The organism is Allobaculum fili, from assembly GCF_020969955.1.
GTDB lineage: Bacteria > Bacillota_I > Bacilli_A > Erysipelotrichales > Erysipelotrichaceae > Allobaculum > Allobaculum fili.
Map to the genome: position 1 here is coordinate 1 of NZ_JAHDSX010000046.1, position 17,698 is coordinate 17,698.

Below are 17,698 nucleotides of genomic sequence, written 5' to 3' on the forward strand. Positions count from 1 at the left end.
TCCGAAGTATGAAGAAAACGATGAAGAATAAAAAATACGCCAAGCGGGATCTCGAAAGGGATCCCGTTTAGCGTATCTAATATTCAGTCTCGCGTATACCCGTCGATTGTTTGACACTTACGTTTTTTCTCCCGCTGTCCGTGGTTCCGAAAGTTTCCACAAAGAAAAGGACCGGCATCTGCTCATGGATGAGCGGATTGCCGGTCCTTATGCATTTGCAAAATCACTCTGAATCTGCACAGGGCCTGATTTCTGTGCAGTACGTCCTGAAGATTCAATTCTTTGATTCATCTGTCCGGATTGCCTGCACGGTCTGTACAAACCGAAATTGGTTTTGTGTTTCTTTTTCGGGATTTTCCTGTGTCCTTACGTGCTCTTCAGCACTCTACAGGATCAGGAGCAGCTCCGATTATTTTGGAAGCTCGCCGAGATGCAGGCGCAGATTGAGAAGCGCCTGGTTGAGCGCTTTTGCGGCTTCGTCGATTTCTTCCTGGCTGTCGTGCTGAGCAAGAACGTCTTCGCCGGCATCGACTGCTTTGGCTAAGGCATCCCAGCCTTTGGCAAAGTCGTCTTCTGTAAGTGTATCGGCTTTAGCGAGTGCGGTTTTCAGCAGGGTGGTATCGAAGAGTTCCGGTACGACTGGAGGCATGATCGTATTTTTGATCAGTTCGTCGGTCGGACGTACAACAACTTCCTGAATGGCAGCAGCTTCGCCGGCACTGAGGTCGAGACGTACGGCTTTGATTCGTTCGTTGATATCGAAGCTCTTGTTTTCTGCATCGAGCGTTCCAGCTTCTTTCCAGTTTCCGTCATACGTCTGCACGCTGACTTTGGCATTGGACACGCCGCTCTGCAGGATCTGCAGGGTTTTCACGCTGGTGATTGCGGAGAGGTTGTAAATCACATAGTCGCCCTCTGCCGGGGTTTCTACGGTAAACGCGGTATTGAGGTTGACGTCGCACAGCGATCCGATATTTCCGGCGGTGTTGGTCGAACCAATGTTCAGAGCTGTATTGCCGCCGGTCGATCCGCTCTGCTGAACGTCGATTTCATAAACCTGAATCCAGTTGGAATCGTGAGCCTGCGCCGCAACGAAGCGGACATAGCGAGCCTTTTTGCCGCCGACTTCAAAGCTGGCCTTAGCCTGAGTGTTTGATCCGCTGGTAACGGATTCGTAGCTGGCTACCGGGAGATCTTCACCGACCGTTTCCCAGACAGCGCCGTCTTCTGAAATCTGCAGGCGTGTAGAAGAGAAGCCGTCAATTCCGTTTGCGGCGCCTTTCGGGTTGCCTCCAAACAGGATGGACGCGGTTCCGACTGGAACTACAGTTCCTAAGTCAACCTGGAAATAGTCGCCGTTTGAAGCCGGAGCGTCGGACCAGTATTTTGTGGACGTATTGCCATCCACCGCATTGGCTGGTCTGTAGTTTTCATAGTACGAACCGTTGCAGACGTTGGTGGAAGCTGTCATCTGTTCGATCGGTTTGAACATGCCTTCGGCACTGATCACGAAGTTTTCGAGAACGAGCGGTGTCGTTGATTCGTTCACAATGCGGACATAGGTAACGTCCATGTTATCCATGTCTTCAGTAAAGGTTGTCCAGTCGCATCCGTTTGGCGAATATTCCAGACGGGTATTTTCCGGAAGTTCTGCAGTGAAGCTGCTGATCTTGGTCAGTTCGCCAAAGGAGAATCCGGCATAGCCGCCGTAGCCAAGGGTCGCACTGAAGGTGGCCGATGGCGAACCGGCATCATCAGAAATGGTTCCGGTAATTTCCGGATCCGAAGAAATCAGATGCGGTTCTACAGATACATTGAGCGCAGAGCGGAATGCGGCCTGCATTTTGGTGCTTACGCTTCTCAGGAACGGCTTAATGAACTTTTCGCAGATTTCTGCGGTTGTCTTTGTCATGTTTCCGTTGCGATCCATGGAATTCACTTTTAAAGCGTCGACCTCCGTAAGCAGACTGGAAACGGTTGTCTGGGCTGTGGTCATACCTTCAGCGTTCAGATCGAGAGCAGCCAGGAATCCATCCATGGCAGCCTGTCCAGCCTGTCCAAGCTTTTCGTAGCCGTCCAGATGTACAGAAATATCTCCCAGAAGGAGTTCGTCGTCCATGCCTTTCAGCTCGACGGCATCGTCTTCCATCTGTTTAAATTCGGCTTTCAGATCCATAACCGCTTCGCGGATTCCTTTGCCTGAAGCAATAGCTGTGTCAAGAGCCGTTAATTTTGGCTGAAGTTCCTTAGATTCGCCGACTTTAATGTCTTCAAAAGTATGTCCGCTGGTGTTGTCTGCGAAACGGGCAAATGCAGCGGCATGTTCTTCGCCGGCCACTTCCTTGATGGCGCGCAGCCAGGATTCATGCGACTGGAAACCCGGGGTATTCCAGGAGTAATCCGCGCCCTGATACAGGGCAACTTTGGAAGCCTGCGCCTGGTTCATCGGGTTCATATAAAAGCCGGCCAGTCCTGTGACATTCGGATCCACGAGGGAGGCATCGAGTTCGCCCATGAGCAGGCGTCCATAGCCCATATCGTTTACTGGATAGTTGAACCAGAAGGCTAACGGCTTATCGTAGCCGACATTGTTTTTTGGGCCGTTGAAGGAATTGGCTCCGCAAACACCGCCGGTATTCAGACCGGTCCACATCAGGGTAACGTCGTCATCGAGCGTATCCAGGAACGGTTTCAGGTAGGTCTGCCAGCTCGAGCCCCAGCCGTCGGTATAGCGCTTGGCTACCGTCAGCATGTTTCTTACGTCTGGATGTTTTTCCTTCATGTAGGCATTGACGCGGTTGATGATCGTCGCCTGTTCGGTACCTTCATTGTTTCCGCCCAGGTCGTCGTAGGAAATACCAAACTGTCTTACGCCAAGGGAATACAGCTGTTCCAGTTTGGCAATCAGCTTGTTGTAATCCTCGTCACCGCTGTAGTTGAATCCATTGCCTGGATGGACGCACCAGATAAAGTGCAGGTTGTTTTTCTGAGCTTCTTCTACGAGCTCATGAATCTGCTGCGCCTGATCTTCTGGATACAGATCTCTCCATCTGTCCTTGTGATACGGGTCATCTTTTGGCGCGTAGATATACGTGTTCATCTTGAACTTGGCGGTATCCTGGATGATTTTCTTTCGGTTTGCGAATGTCCATGGGATACCGTAGAAGCCTTCAATGGCTCCGCGCAGCAGCATATCCGGATAGTCGGAAATGGAGACTTCCGCGAAGCGGCCGTCTTCTGTGGTCTGCTCAAGGAGCTGACCGAGGGTCAGGACACCGTTATACACACCGTCCTGATCGTGACCGGTAATGACGATCGTGCCTTTGGAATTCACATCATTATCGGATACCAGAGCATAGCCCTGTTCTTTTGTGGTGCCTTCGAGCGTGCTGTCGCACTCGTCGCAATGGTCTGCGTCATCGCTCAGAAGAATTGTTGCATGGTCCGGGGAAACCTGGTCCGTCACCTGATAGGAAACGCCAAGATCGTCAAGAATGGTTTTCAGACGGTTAAGCGTAACTTCATTCTTTGTGCCGTGGACAACGATATCGACCGTTCCCTGCAGCTTCATGCCTTCCGTTCCGTCATATTCCAGAGACTGGGGTCTTGGATAGACCGAAACTTCAGCGGGTTCCTGATCCTGCTTCTCTGCAGCTGTATTCGCCAGCACAGAGACTGGACCGCACACCGTACCGGCCGTAACGCTCAGCGCCGCAAAGGTCGTATACAGTCTGCTCCAGGATTTTTTATTCTTTTTCATTCCAATCCTTTCTTATCCGCGTCCAGATGTTCTTCCGCCTGCCCTTATTCATGGCGGAAACGCTCTGTCGGCGGATCGCCTTAGACTTGCGTCTTTTCGTACAGAAAAAATGATATTCATCTCGCATTTTCTTTTTGCCCGTTGCTTCGATCGAACCGAAAATGCAAAAAGGCCATAAACGATAGGAAAAGGCCATAAACAATAGAAAGAACAGTCCCCAGGACGGCACAACGATCTGCCCGATCGGCCTGCCTGCTTTCTGTTCCTGTTTTTTCTCTGTATTCGCATTGAGGGAGGGGGATGCGAAAATCGCATTCACGCCGGACGCCCGATGTCCGGTCTGCCCTTTTGCTTTGCTGTTTCCAGAATTTCCCTTGGGAAAATCTGTCGCTTATCGCTCCCAGAAAATTGGCCCGTCTTTGATACGGCCCCCTTTTCTGGACTAGAACAGAAGAAATAGATGTTCAGCTTCCCTCAGAGTCCATCTCCAGTCTAACGATTTTCGTTTGCCTTTCCAATACGATCGGGCAAAAAATGTTACCCCTTTCAGTCATATATCCAAATCCAAGCATAATAATTATAAACTCGTTGCAATTTTCGATTTACATATTCACAATTCATTCCGCAGCTTTCTTATTTATCCGGTGTATAGAAACAAACAGGACAGACCACAATTGCTGAAATGAAACTCAGCGTGTTGCAGTCTGTCCTGTTCAGCAAAACGATTCTTCGAAAATCGCGGAGAGAATTTCCGTATAATTAAGCCCTGGCTGCTGGCTTTGCGGACTAGGCTGCCAGTTTTGCGTACGCGTTTTCTATTGAAAAAGCCCGTCCAGCTTTCTGACTGAACGGGTCAGAGTTACAGAGTTTCATCCGATTTGGAAATTGGGATTATTCGGTCAGACCGTAGAACAGATCCTGATCAAGGTGTTCCCAGTTCCATCCGGCCTGAATCAGGTAATCGCGTTCTTTATCCGTGCTGGTGTAATGGTGTGCCCCTGCCTGGGTCTTCGCGGATAAGCCTGCGCTCGGGTTGTAAAGGCGGTGGATGACTACGCTGTGTTCATCATCTGCTTTAGCGGACATGAACTTGACGCCTTCATTTTTCCAGCCCAGTTTTTCGAGTGCTTCGATTTCCTTCTTGTTGGCGGTGTAGTGGTGTTCACCGGAGTTGCTGTTGTAAAGTCTTACCATTTCAGTGCCTTCTACTGGGGCAATCCAGGCAATGCCTTCTTTATTCCATCCGATGGAGCCGAGTACATCGTATTCGCGCTTGTCGGCGGTAAAGGGGTGTTCCCCGTTGTTCGGGTTATAAATGCGGTAGATGTTCTGACGCAGAGAATTCATGGCTTCCTGGAGCGCATCCCTGGCGTTCAGAAGCTCTTCTTCGGTTGTCTTCTTATTGGCAACGGCATCTTTGGCTGCCTTGAGGGCATCGGAGAGTGCCTGATAGGACTTCTCGGTGTAATTGCTGCTGTTTAAAGCACCGGCTTCTTCAATCAGCTTCTGCAGATCGGTTCTGCCGTCGTATTCCGGAATTTCGAACTTTTCCTGAGACGTCGTGTTGTTTCCGGTTACCACGTTCTGATACAGCTGGTAGTAAGCGGAAGCGGACCAGGAGAAGTTTTTCGTATGGAGGCCTTCACCGGTTTCCGGGTTGTAGTTTTCGCGGATGGCGCCATCGGAAAGCAGACCTTCTACGTTTTCAAACAGCTTGCGGGTCATCTGACTGGCTTCACTTTCGTAGCCGTAGTTCTGCAGAGCTTCGACGCCGAATAATGCCTGGTCCATCCAGACCGGTCCTCTCCAGTATCTGGACGGTGCATATTTGTCGTTGTCCTTGGAAGCCGTCGGGAACGGAACATTCGTATTGAATTTTCCTGGATCCATCATATTTTCGACAACGTGCGCGGCTTTGTCGGCCGGTGCCAGTTTGGCCCAGAGAGGAATCCAGCCTTCGGTTCCTTTGCCGCGGTTTACAAGCAGCTTCTTAACGGAGCCGTCTTCGTTAGTCTGCAGATCGTAATAGAATCCGGTTTCTGCATCATACATTTTGGTATTGATGTAATCGCCAAGTTCTCTGGCTTCTTTTTCGTAAACTTCCGCATCCTGCGTATAGCCGATTTCATCAGCGATTTCCGCAAGGAAGCCTTTTTTCTGCGTACAGGTAAGCGTTCAGGTCAACGGATTCCTGGTTGATCGTGTAGCCGATCTGATCGCCTTCATCGTTGCGAACGGTGTAAACCTGAATACCGATATCGTCCTTGCCGTTTCCTTCAATATCAAAACGGGTTGCGTTGTCCATTCCGCTTTCCCATGCAGCCGCTTCAAGAACCGCTTCGGGGCAGACGACTCTTTCGCCGTTCTTGTCGAGAACCTGTCCGTCTTCGCCGACAGTTCCAACGCCTTCAATAACGGTTCCTACCGGGTAGCCGTAGCCGGCCCAGTCGTAGCAGACTTCATGAACCATGCCGCCGTATTCGGCAACACCGTTCTTATCAATGTCACGGTTGGTGTACCACCAGTTGTGATAGGCTTTCAGCTTCGGATACATTTCCTTGAGGAATTCCTTGTCGCCTGTCTGACGGTAGACGTTTGCAACGGCCCATGCAGCCAGAGGCAGCTTGGAGTTGCGTTCGTTCCAGTTGCCGCCGTCTCCTCCGCGGTCTTCGTTCTGGTTATAGAAAATGCAGTCGATGATGGCGCCGGCATCCTGCGGACGGACTTTATCATCGTCCTGGATCTGGTAGTCAAAGAGGGCTCTGACGTTGTTTTCCGCAAGGTCCTTATCAAAGACAGCGGTCGATACAACCTGTTTCCAGGAATCCCACGCCCACATGCCAACGAACCATTTATAGGACATGGACGGTACAACGCCGTCATGCTTCAGAGCACCGGCAGCGGAGAATCAGTTGGTAGTCAGCGTTTCAATGCATTTTACAGCTGCGCGCTTGTAGGGGGTTGTTGCATTGTTTCCGTTTTTGAAGATGGTATCGACATAGCCCTGCCAGCGATCCGTGTTGGCTTCGAAGGCAGCGTCCGGATTGGAAAGGAACGTATGACTCTGCGCTTTCTGTTCGGTTCTTTCTTCATCGGTAAATGTCCAGGACTGTGTCTGGTTAACTGTGTAGGACTGGCCGGCAGGAATAGTAACCGGTTCTTCCTTTGTAATGGTGTAGGAAAGCTGATCGTCAGAAACGGTAACATCGAGATCCTTCTGGTCGAGAACAATGTCGAAGGAGTTTTCGCTGGTCGTCATGTAGTTCCAGGTGCTTCGAATATCCTGGAAGTTCACTTTGACGCCGTCTTTCTCAGCAGAGAGGGTTGCACCTGTCTTGCAGTTGGGGTTATTCGCATACTGCCACCAGGAGAAAATGTGACCATCCCAGGACAGTTTCAGTTTCAGATCGTTTTCCGAATGGTTCTGGATTTCCGCTTTGATCAGTGCGGTTCGGTTGTTCGCAAAAATCAGATTCCGAACGAGGGAAAGATCTTCACTGATTTTGTAAACCTGTTCCAGACGCCCTGGATAATAGGCGGTTTCTGGCTGAATCTTGCTCAGATCAATATTCGTCACGGTATTGTTCTGATCGACAAGAGCAAGATCGATCTTGTTGATCGAGTCGGACAGATTGACCGGATACTCTTCGGCAACAATGACCGGTCCGGCAAATCCTCCGTGGGTCTGGGTGGCTTCTTTGTTGGGGAGATAGTAGCCGTTCCATGCCCCCTGGTCCGAAAAGTTGTTAAACCAGTTGGTGCTGTAAGAGCCATAAATCACTTCGGTCGGATTGGCATGGATGTCCAGCACGTCTTTGAAATCAGTCAGGGGCTGACTGTAGTCAGAACTGTTCTCCTGAGCAAAAACAGTCTGGAGCCGTGCGACCTGTACGCCGAAGCAGGCCATAGCGCCTGCCAGCACAGCGGACAGGCAGCGTTTCACAGTGTGTCTGTAGTTCATGTGTTTTTCCTTTCTTTCACTCTCTTTGAAAAGGCATTCCTAATCAAATATATTTTCGGCAGATATGTAATCCCTTTCCATTCGAATCTATACTTCCGTCCGTAGACATTTTCGTCAACCTGTGTTTGATGAATGTTATCTTTGTCAATTTAATGCGGTAACGAATTTTAAAGCTAGTCGAATCTGGTCAGAAAAGTTTGCTTTTTCCGGGATTGTTTACTTTGAAAGGTGCAAGATCCCCACAGCATCCGCATTCTCCCGCAAGCAATTCTCCGGCCAGAAAGAGCCGAATTTCTTTTCCTGAAACGATTCGTTTGAAAAAAAGTCCAGCCGCACGCCAGAGTTCTGAATGGCGCAATTGTTCCATTAAAACAGATTGCGGTCCGATGCGAAAACGCATTCTTTTTCTGGACTGCGGCAGTCGATCTGGGTTCCAATGGTCGGAAGCCCAATCCGTTTTGCTTCCTGATTTTTCCAGACGAAAAAGACGCAGTGCAAGGACTGTAAATCCTTAACACTGCGTCTTTTCGCTATTTCTTTTCAAACTGGACTCAAATCAGCCGTCGACTCTTGCCGACTATCTGGCATCCAGTTCGATCGCCTGTTTCAGAATGGCTTTCTGTTCCTTGTTTTCCGCCAGAGCGAGCAGTTTCTTCCTGTGTACTTTCAGGCCGCTCTCTTTTAACGTCAGCGGAATTTTGGTCGGCTCCAGGCCGGCTTTCAGAGAAGCGAGTGCGTCTTCAAATGTCGTCACCTGCGTATCACTGCCCGTATGCTGGGCGAGCGTGTTTGCGATATGAATGACTTCGTTCTTGTCGGCATCCTCAAGCGTATTCAGCCATGCGAAGAAGAGAACGGACTGTCCGGTGCCGTTTGGAAGAGAGTCATTAAAAGCGATTTTTTCGCCAATCGGCTCCACGGGGTTTTCCGGAAGCTTCAGATCTTTATGGGCATGGCAGCCGATACTGAACAGCTGGGTTCTTGCCTCAATATCGCCAATATTGCGCGAAAGCGCAGCTGCGGTATCGACCAGTTTTTTCAGCAGTTCCAGAGCCTGCGTTTTCTGTTCATCTTTTAACACCAGACTGGCGAAAAAGAGGCGGGCGTACAGGATAAAAATCTGGTTCATCGTCGGATAAAACGGATACTGCGACTCACAAGGATCCAGAATCGCAAAAGTACTCTTGAAAAATGGAGAAACCATCGTATGCCGCTTTCCGCCGCGAACGAGCGTGCACTTCTGGCCTAATTCACTGCCGGAAGCTGGATCGGTCAGAACCGCACCGATCACCGCTGCTTTCTTCAGTTTCTTTTTTCCATTCCAGAGGTCCTTGAGATCGCCTTTGACGCCCAGCCCGCCGGCGATGCCTTTTGCACACTGCAAAGTCGATCCGCCGCCAAGCGAAAGAATAATGTCGCACTTTTCCTTACGGGCAATTTCAACACCGCGTACTACGGAATCGTACTTAGGATTCGGCAGGATCTGTCCCATATTGGCATGAGGGAATCCCGCTTCATTCAAAAGGAGACGTACGGTCTGCAGCAGGCCGTCTTCCACAGGCCGATGGCCGTGAACCAGAAGGACTTTCGTTCCGTATTTTCTGAGTATTTCTGGCAGTTCATTTAAAGTCGACGCGCCGCTTCGAACATCGGTAGTAATTGGAGTTTTTGACATAACTGTATTCCAGCCGGCTGCTGTCCATTGGGATCCAGTTCCCCGTAGAAGAATAATAAAGACCGTTTTTCAAAAGGCAGCGAAAAACGTATACAGACACAAAAAGATCGGAAAGAACCGATTCATTCGTACAGCCGACTGACCTTTCTTTATATCAATTCTGACAAATGCGTGCAGAAAAGCCCGGTTCATACCCGACTTTTCCTGACTCCATCTTTGTAAAAAGAACCCGAGGAGGATTCTATTTCTGTCCTTTTCGATAAATCGAACAGGATTTGAAGCGATACAGTTTTCAGATTTTTATCGCCAGAATAAAAGCCAGAGTGAGAAAAAGCCAGAGTGAGAAAAGGAGAAGGACAAAAATTCATTTATAGGCAGGCTATAAAAAAGAGCCACAGAGTGACTCCTCCAGTGCAGTCCGGAAACATGCACCTTTCTCGCTCACAATAATCCTTAGTCTCAGCTTCCGATTCCACCTTTTTTGAAGTGTTCTCTCCAAAAAGAGTAAAAGATCACGAAAAACAGTTTTCTTTTCGCGCGCTTTTACCTGCATGCCATCAATTCAGACAGCCACTAAGCGGCAGAACGTTTAAAGCGGTGTACATTCTTCGTTGATCCCTTCATCCAAAAATCCCTGGTTCATGCATGAATAGAAAAATTTTGCTATTCGCTCATCCGATTTCGTTATTTTCATTCGTGAAAAGCACTCCAAACGTTTTCGCTAATCAAAACCGAGCATTTTGATTAGCGAAAACCATTCAGGCAGTCCGCAAAAATGAATTTAGCCAGAGAAGGCTGTGCACGGCTTTCCAGAACCGCTGTGACTTCCTGTGATTACGCAAAAGGGACTGTCGTCCTGCTGATACGAATCATCAGCGGGATCGACAGTCCCTTCGTTTTTTTCTTTTAAAGCCTTATTGAAATCGAGCAGTTTTGGAGAGAGGGGATTGGCATGAGCGAACGAAGCGGAAGGAAGGAACGGAAAAGAGGCGTATTTTAGATAACTCTCTTTTCCTCTTCCATTTATCCTTTATTCCTTCGAATACCCTTTATTCCTTCAAACGATCCCTACGATCGTTCCCGACTCTCCTTTCCTTTTGCTTATTCCGGCTGCTTGCTTATTCCGGCTGCCTATTCACCTTTCAAAGCGCCAAGCGCGGACGCTTTCGGTGTTTTGCGCAGAGCGAGAATCGCATCGTTTACCGCTTTGGCTTTCGCATTGACTGCTTCCTGCGTGGTCGGCGTCGTGATGAGAGCCTGTGCTTCGCCAAGCAGAGCGTTGAACGCGGTCTTTTCGGCTTCGGTCATGTGGAAATCAGCCAGATTCAGCTGGGCGCCTTTATCTTTGGCGGTCTTCAGCTGGGTGGTATCCACGGTAGCTGCGGCAGCTGGTACCAGTGCGTCTTTTGCGGCTTTCAGTTCCGCTTTGGCATCCATCAGGTTTTTCGCTGTCGCATAAATGCTGTTCATGGAAGCGGCTTTTTCTTTGGCATCCGCAAAGGCTTCCCAGCTTGCCGGGGTGTAATCCGTTTCGACGAGCTTATTGGCTTCGGTCAGATCCGCATTGAGAGCGGTGCGCGCTTCATCGGCTGGTCCTGCAAAGTCGAGCCAGAGCAGTACGTTTTCTTCTTCAAGCGTACTTGTACCATCGGCAGCAGCCTGGATTTCTGCTGGCGTCAGGGCTTTGTTCACGATCTTGATGTTGGAGAACTTCAGATCGTTCTTACGATCCGGTTTATCGGACATATGGCCAATTTCAACAGCTTTGTCTGAACTGGACAGAGTGCCGGGTGCGTCAACCTGAGCGATCTGTCTGCCGTCGATCACGGTCGTGATGGTGTGATCTTCGCTGTTATAGACAGCACTTACTTCATGCCAGGCATTGAAGAAGTCCGTTGGAAGCTGGTCTTCACTTCCCGCAGTCTTCCAGCCGGAATCCGTTTTCACGTAAGCCTGGAAGAAGGTGGTGTCATTGTTCAGATACGTATAGAAACGCATCGCGAACGCGTCATCGCCAATCGATACGATGGAGTTGTATTTTCCATCATCCGATACGCCTGCGGATTTATCGTATACATCATCTGGAACATACAGACGGGCGCTGACGGTGTAGCTGCCGCCGCTGGTCAAGGCGTTTGTCACTTTGCGTTCTGGATCGTTCAGGTCCATAGAGCCTGTGAGAACCTGTTCGCCATCCTGTGTTTCCAGTTCGCCTGTGGACGGGAGTGTTGTGACAAATTTGTGTTTGCCCAGTTCGATGATCGTCTTGGCATCGGCTGCCAGAACGGTAATGGTCTTGCTGGCAGTAAGGGATGCATTTCCATTTACATTCGCTGCTTTAACGGTGATGACGGTGCCGTTGGCTACCGATGCATCTACGCTTACGGATGCGGATGCGCCGTTGGCTGCCGGTGTAACGGTTACGCCTGCAACGGCTGCATTCTGTGCATCGACAGCACTCCAGGTCGCACTCTTAATGGCGGCGCCTTCTGGTGTCGCATTCAGAGTGAACGTAACTGGCGTGCCGGCCGTTATGGTTTCAGCAGTTGCGCTCATCGAAACGCTGGAGGCTTCCACTTCTTTTACGGTCAGGGTGTAGGTTTCATTGGCTTCGGTATCGAACTGAATGGCGTGATCTTTGCCTTCAACCGCTGTAACCTCCACATTGTTTCCTTCAGAGTCGACTACGGCTACGGTTTCCGGTCTGATCGCCGGGTTGTTGAGCTTGCAGACATTTCCGCTCTTGGAAAGAACTTCAACATCGGTAAGTTCACCGTCTTCCCAGTCGAGATCGAGTTCGAAATTGCCGCGGGCGACAATTCCGTCTACCGAGCCGTCTGCCCATTCGTCAGGAATGGCAGGGAGCAGTTCGATCGTGCTCGCATTGGACTGCATTAACATTTCAACGATACCAGAGGTATAGCCGAAGTTTCCGTCAATCTGGAACGGCGCGTGAGCATCCCAGAAGTTCACATACATGCCGTTTTTGAACAGACTCTTGATCAGAGTCATTGCATGGTTGCCGTCTTTAACACGAGCCCATGCGTTCAGGCGCTGACCCATGCCCCAGCCGGTCGCGTTATCGCCGCGGTCACGCAGAGATACTTTTGCGGCCTCGAGATAGGTCGGATTATCGCTGTTGATCAGATCGCCTGGGAACAATCCAAGCAGATGGGACATATGCCGGTGTCCGCGTTCTCCCAGAGAACCGAGCGTCGTTTCGTTATACCATTCTTTAATCTGTCCGCTGGCTCCGACTTCGATCGGATCCAGTTTTTCCATAATATCCTGCCACTTGGCAATGCGCTCTGCGCTTACTGTGTTGGGATATTTGGCGTTAATCGCTTCAGCGGCTTCGCAGCAGTCGTTAAACAGCTGCCAGTACAGTGTATTTTCGTAAACGTTGCCTGCTGTGTACGGTCCGTGTTCAGCAGAATAGGATGGCGCAGTGGCCAGGCGGGTCTTGCCGTTATCATAAGTGATTTCGGTAAGAATCTGTTCGTACAGTTTCGCCTGTTCATCCATCATTGGGAAAATCTTTTCCTTCAGATAGTCAACGTCCTGTCCGTATTCATAGTATTCATATACGTTCTGAAGCATCCAGGGTACAGCTGCCGGCGACCAGCCCCAGCTGAAGGCCCAGCCTGGGCAAGTCCAGCCAAACGGCGTGTTCTGTGTATGGGCGGTGTAGCCGTTCTGCTTGCCGTCCGAGTTATCGATACCAAAATAAGTCGATGCGGTAACGCGTCCTGGTTCACGCAGACCGTCTTCATAATCGATCATCGGAATCGCGCACTCTGCCATGTTTGCAGAATAGGTCGGCCAGTAGTTCATCTGCATGTTAACGTTCATATGGTAGTCAGCGCCCCATGGAACATTGCCCACTGCTCCGTCATAAATGCTCCATACACCCTGCAGGTTTGCCGGCAGGTCCTGATCGTCTCGTCCTTCGGCGTTTTCACGGGAAGAAGAAATCTGCAAATAGCGGCCGTACTGGAACAGCAGCTGTTCGCAGTACCGTTTTTCGCTTTCGGTCAGAGTGGAGTTGCTGGCGTTATACGCTGCGAGCAGGTCGTCGTTGGCAAGATCCGGTTTGGTCTGACCAAGATTCAGTTTTACGCGATCGTAAATGTTCTTATAGTCGGCTTCGTGATCCGCTTTGACTTTGTCATAGCCTTTGGCCGTTGCTCCATCGACATCGCGCTGGGCACGGGCCAGAACCTGCTCATCCGTTTCACGGGTTCGATAGGTTGGATAATTATCTTCGTAGTCGGTTGCCGCACTGACATAAATCACTGCTTCCGTTGCGCCGCGAATTTCCAGCCGCTCATGATCTTCGTTATAGGTTACCGTTCCGGCGTTCACGATCACGCGGGAAGAAGCGGCCAGTTTCATCTGGTTATCGCACATTTCACCCGTGGTAATCAGGTTGCCTGTCTTGCCGTCTGCCGAGATTGTTCCCGTAACGGTTTCTGTTTTTCCGTAATTGTTATCCTCGGTAGCCGAGAAAGGCAGAGAATAGTCGAAATCGAGTTTTTTCGCGCCTGAGGCAGTCATCTTGATTGCGATCACGTTGTCCGGATGAGAAGCAAGGTATTCACGCGTGTAATGTGTTTCGTCACGATCGTATTCCACACCGGCGATCGAATCATCGATATTCAGCCAGCGCCGATAGTTCGTCGCTTCCGTATGGGTTTCCGGTTCTGTGGAAGGTTTCTGCGGTCCAGTGTCTTCGCCTGTTGCCACACTTGTGACAACCAGACGGTCCAAAGACAGTTTTCCGGACACGCCGGTAATCGTTACGGTATGCTCGCCATTCGTCAGATTCTGGTCAGAGAAGAGTTCAACAATTTCAATATTTCCAGAGTCTTTTTTCGTGTTCACCGTATTCGCTTCGCCGTCATCAATTTTCCACGTAAAAGAACCCATATTGTCTGCACTGTGTTTACCGCCGTACAGGGCAATACCAGTTCCAGTAAAGGTGTATTCAATGGATGCGCCAGAACTGTTTTCGATGAACATCTCATCTTTGTTCAGCCAGCCAACACCGTTTCCCGTATCCTTTGTACGATCCCAGGTACCCCAGCCGCCAGTATATTGAATACCGGTTTCGGAAGCGTTGCCTGGATTGAGATCGAGTTCCTGTGTCTGTGTTGAAGAGGCGCTCGAAGATTTCACTTCAAAATAGTCGTAGGAAATCTTCTTTGCGGTGCCGGAAAGAGGTTCTTTATTGACGATCTTAATCGTGTGTTCGCCTTCTTCAAGATCCGCAATCGAGAAGAGAGTCTGCCCGTCTCCGCCGCCAATGGCTTTCAGGTCGACATTTTCAGCAACTGTTTTACCGTCAATGGAAACATCCATGTAGCCCATGGTGTTGTTAGAGCAGCCGATCATTCGAATGGCAACACCGGTAAACTTCATTTCCAGCGTGGCCCCTACCGTTTCCGTATATTTTTCCGTGCCCTCATACCAGGATTCGCCTTTGGCCCAGTCATTCCATCCTGTATAGGTAATGGATGTGTTGCGGTCGTCAATTTTCTCTGTACCGGTCGCCCAGTACTGTCTCCAGTACTCTTCCCATTCTTCGCTGAGGTAATCGCGGTCCATATTAATATAAATATCGCCAAGGCGCTGATAGGAACCATATCCATTGGAAGAACCAACCAGCTTGTTAGCCCAGGCGTCGCGATCACTTGCATTGGTTTTAAACTTTTCTACCGCTTCCTTATAAATCTCTGACATCGAGGTTCCGTCTACGGAAGCGATATTGCCGCCGTTGTAGTCTGGACGTGTGCTGGAAGGTCCGCCGTTCCATACAGTTTTCTGGTTGAGCACAATGCGCTCGCAATCGTATTCGCCATAGACGCTGCCGCCCATCAGGGAGTTGCCGATTGGCAGAATCCGCTGCTGCCAGCGGTTCGCACCCTCATAGCTTCCTGCCCATGCACCTGCTCCCCCAGGAAGATTGCCCTGGCTTGCCGGTTCATCAAAAAAGATCTCATTTTTCGGAAGGCTTGCTGCTTCAGAGTTTCCCTGTGAAGGTTCTTCCGGAGTCTGAGGATCTGCCGCAAGGGCAGGAGTAATCAAGCCCGCAGACATAGCAGCCGCAAGAAGGGATGCTGAGCAGCGTTTAAAAAACTTTTTACTCATAGAATTTCCTTTCCGTTTGTCATTTTTCTCATAAAAAACGTATGGCTACCTCCGTCTTCCGAAATTTCGCCCGAATGAGAAGACAGATTTGCCTTGATAACAGTATAGGGGATGTAAGCGTTTGAATTAAGCCTGTTTTTGAAACTCTCCGCCTTCCAAATCAGTTTTTTCTGAGCTATGGTTTGTTTTCTTTACCTTCCGTCTGCTCTCCGTCAGAAAAAGAAACAGTGTCAATGAAATTTTGCCCGCACAATAAAAGCTCCCCATCGCCAATTCTTACAGAACTGATGGATAGTTTTAACACGTCTTATACAGTGATTTTTATTTACGGGATAGCGTTAATCCCGGTTTGAATGATCCGATGGTTTACGCAGCTTCAGGCATGCGGTTCCATGCAGGCCTGATAAATGGCCTTGATGTCTTCTTTGCCCAGATCGAAAAATCCATGGATAATCCCCTTCTTGCAGGCTTTCTCTGCCATGGCATCAAAGCGGTCTTCACTGACGCCAAACCCCTTCAGATTGTCGGTCAGCTTCAGCTGATCAAACAGGAAGTTTTCTGTTTTCGCGATCGCCTGATCCACAATTTCGTCATCGCTCAGCGCTGGATCAATGCCCCATACCCGAACGCCAAACTCCACCAGACGCGGCATGGTCTTTTCATTTCGAACGTACTGCAGATAGCGCGGGGTGACGATGGCCAGACCATGACCGTGGGTAATGCCGTAGTTGGCTGTCAGCTGATGTTCAATGGGATGCATCGACCAGACTTTCGGATTGGCACCGCGGTTGAAGCCGTTAATGGCCCACGAAGACGCCCACATCAGATTGGCTCTGGCTTCGTAGTTTTCGGGATCTTCCATAGCGATCGGTGCGTAGCGGATCACCGTCTGCATCAGTCCTTCCATGAACCGGTCCAGCATGAAGAGATTCGGACGCGGTGCGAAATAGTCTTCCATAATATGGTTCAGAATATCTGCACTGCCCGCTGCCGTCTGATAGGCCGGAACAGAGAAGGTAACGGCTGGATCCATGAAGGAAACCTTCGGGATCAGAGCCGGAGACGCCGCACCCATTTTATCCACCGTTTCAGGGTTGGAAATCACGGCGCAGTCATCCATTTCCGTTCCGGTGGCTGCCAGAGTGAGCACATCAATTACCGGAAGTGCTTTTTCAATTGGAGTTTTCTTCGAGAAAAATTCCCAGGGATCAAAATCCACACAGGCGGCAGCCGCGATAATTTTGGCGCAGTCAATGACTGATCCGCCCCCGACCGCAACGACGCAGTCGATGTGGTTTTCCTTGCATAATTCAGCCCCTTTGTACACGGACTCAATTTTCGGGTTTGGCTCAATCCCGCTGAGTTCGGTTACGTGAAGACCCGCTTCGTTCAGGGAAGCCATGGCTTTGTCATACAGACCGTTCTTCTTGATCGAACCGCCTCCATAACAGAACAGTACGTTCTTGCCGTACTTTGCAGCCTCCTCGCCAAGATGCTGGAGCTGATCGGGACCAAAATATACTTTGGTCGGCAGATTATAAATAAAATTATCCATTTCGTATTTTCCTTTTTGGGGATGGAGAGAATCCATAGATTCCTCCGTTTTTCATATCCCCTGAAATTCAGAATAGCAGTTCCCTTTCCGGGACACAACGAACCGCTTTGCCTCAAACGCGCATCCATCCCCGCTTCCGGGCCTTCTGGATTTCTTCCACAAAGAAGACGTTCTTGCCTTTTGATCCGCTTCCCGTCAATTCTCGCTGCTCCTTTTTCAAACCGTCGATTTCAATTTGAAACGCATACGGCCCCGAAAACAGAAAAATCCCCGAACGATATCGGATTTCTCCTTTATCTTTCGGGGATTTCATTTTGTCTGGCAGCTTCCTATCTTTGCCTTGCGGCTATTGTCGGCGTTCTGCAGCTTAACTGGCCAGGTTCGATATGTTTCTGGGTGTATCCTGCAGGCTATCGTCACCATACTTAGATTTTCTGAATGGATCTTCCAAAAACAAACATCAGTCTTCTAACATAACGATCTAACGCGATCGTTGGTTTCGTAGTGGCTTCTTGCGTATAGCTTTCTCGAATCTTAGATTAAGCTTTCGACCGATTAGTACTGGCCAACTCCGCGAATCGCTTCGCTTCCATCTCC

8 protein-coding genes and 1 rRNA gene are annotated in these 17,698 nt (G+C 49.8%); all 9 read right to left on the bottom strand.

The window, feature by feature from the left end; genetic code table 11:
• Nucleotides 1–409: 409 nt before the first annotated feature.
• Nucleotides 410–3,760 carry a glycoside hydrolase family 84 protein gene (locus Afil_RS08995; protein ID WP_230268225.1) on the bottom strand — a complete coding sequence of 1,117 codons (3,351 nt, stop codon included), beginning with the start codon at nucleotides 3,758–3,760 and terminating at the stop codon, nucleotides 410–412.
• Between the two features lie 891 nt (nucleotides 3,761–4,651).
• The gene (locus Afil_RS11400; protein ID WP_369413427.1) at nucleotides 4,652–5,896 is read right to left on the bottom strand and encodes an MGH1-like glycoside hydrolase domain-containing protein; all 1,245 of its coding nucleotides are present in this window, start codon (nucleotides 5,894–5,896) and stop codon (nucleotides 4,652–4,654) included.
• Nucleotides 5,889–6,623, bottom strand: a complete 735-nt coding sequence (locus Afil_RS09005) for an MGH1-like glycoside hydrolase domain-containing protein (RefSeq protein WP_230268226.1) — start codon at nucleotides 6,621–6,623, stop codon at nucleotides 5,889–5,891. Before Afil_RS09005 ends, Afil_RS11400 begins: the two co-directional genes overlap by 8 nt.
• A gap of 45 nt (nucleotides 6,624–6,668) precedes the next feature.
• Nucleotides 6,669–7,721, bottom strand: a complete 1,053-nt coding sequence (locus Afil_RS09010; RefSeq protein WP_230268227.1) for a trehalase domain-containing protein — start codon at nucleotides 7,719–7,721, stop codon at nucleotides 6,669–6,671.
• Nucleotides 7,722–7,908: 187 nt separating this feature from the next.
• On the bottom strand, nucleotides 7,909–8,121 hold the full coding sequence (locus tag Afil_RS09015; protein WP_230268228.1) for a hypothetical protein: 213 nt from the start codon (nucleotides 8,119–8,121) through the stop codon (nucleotides 7,909–7,911).
• A gap of 177 nt (nucleotides 8,122–8,298) precedes the next feature.
• Nucleotides 8,299–9,396, bottom strand: coding sequence for an iron-containing alcohol dehydrogenase (locus Afil_RS09020; protein ID WP_230268229.1), 1,098 nt, complete (start codon nucleotides 9,394–9,396; stop codon nucleotides 8,299–8,301).
• Nucleotides 9,397–10,527: 1,131 nt separating this feature from the next.
• On the bottom strand, nucleotides 10,528–15,546 hold the full coding sequence (locus Afil_RS09025; protein ID WP_230268230.1) for a glycosyl hydrolase family 95 catalytic domain-containing protein: 5,019 nt from the start codon (nucleotides 15,544–15,546) through the stop codon (nucleotides 10,528–10,530).
• A 376-nt stretch (nucleotides 15,547–15,922) separates the two neighbouring features.
• Nucleotides 15,923–17,101, bottom strand: a complete 1,179-nt coding sequence (locus Afil_RS09030; protein ID WP_230268231.1) for an iron-containing alcohol dehydrogenase — start codon at nucleotides 17,099–17,101, stop codon at nucleotides 15,923–15,925.
• Nucleotides 17,102–17,417: 316 nt separating this feature from the next.
• A 5S ribosomal RNA gene (rrf, locus tag Afil_RS11525) occupies nucleotides 17,418–17,525 on the bottom strand.
• Between the last annotated feature and the right edge of the window lie 173 nt (nucleotides 17,526–17,698).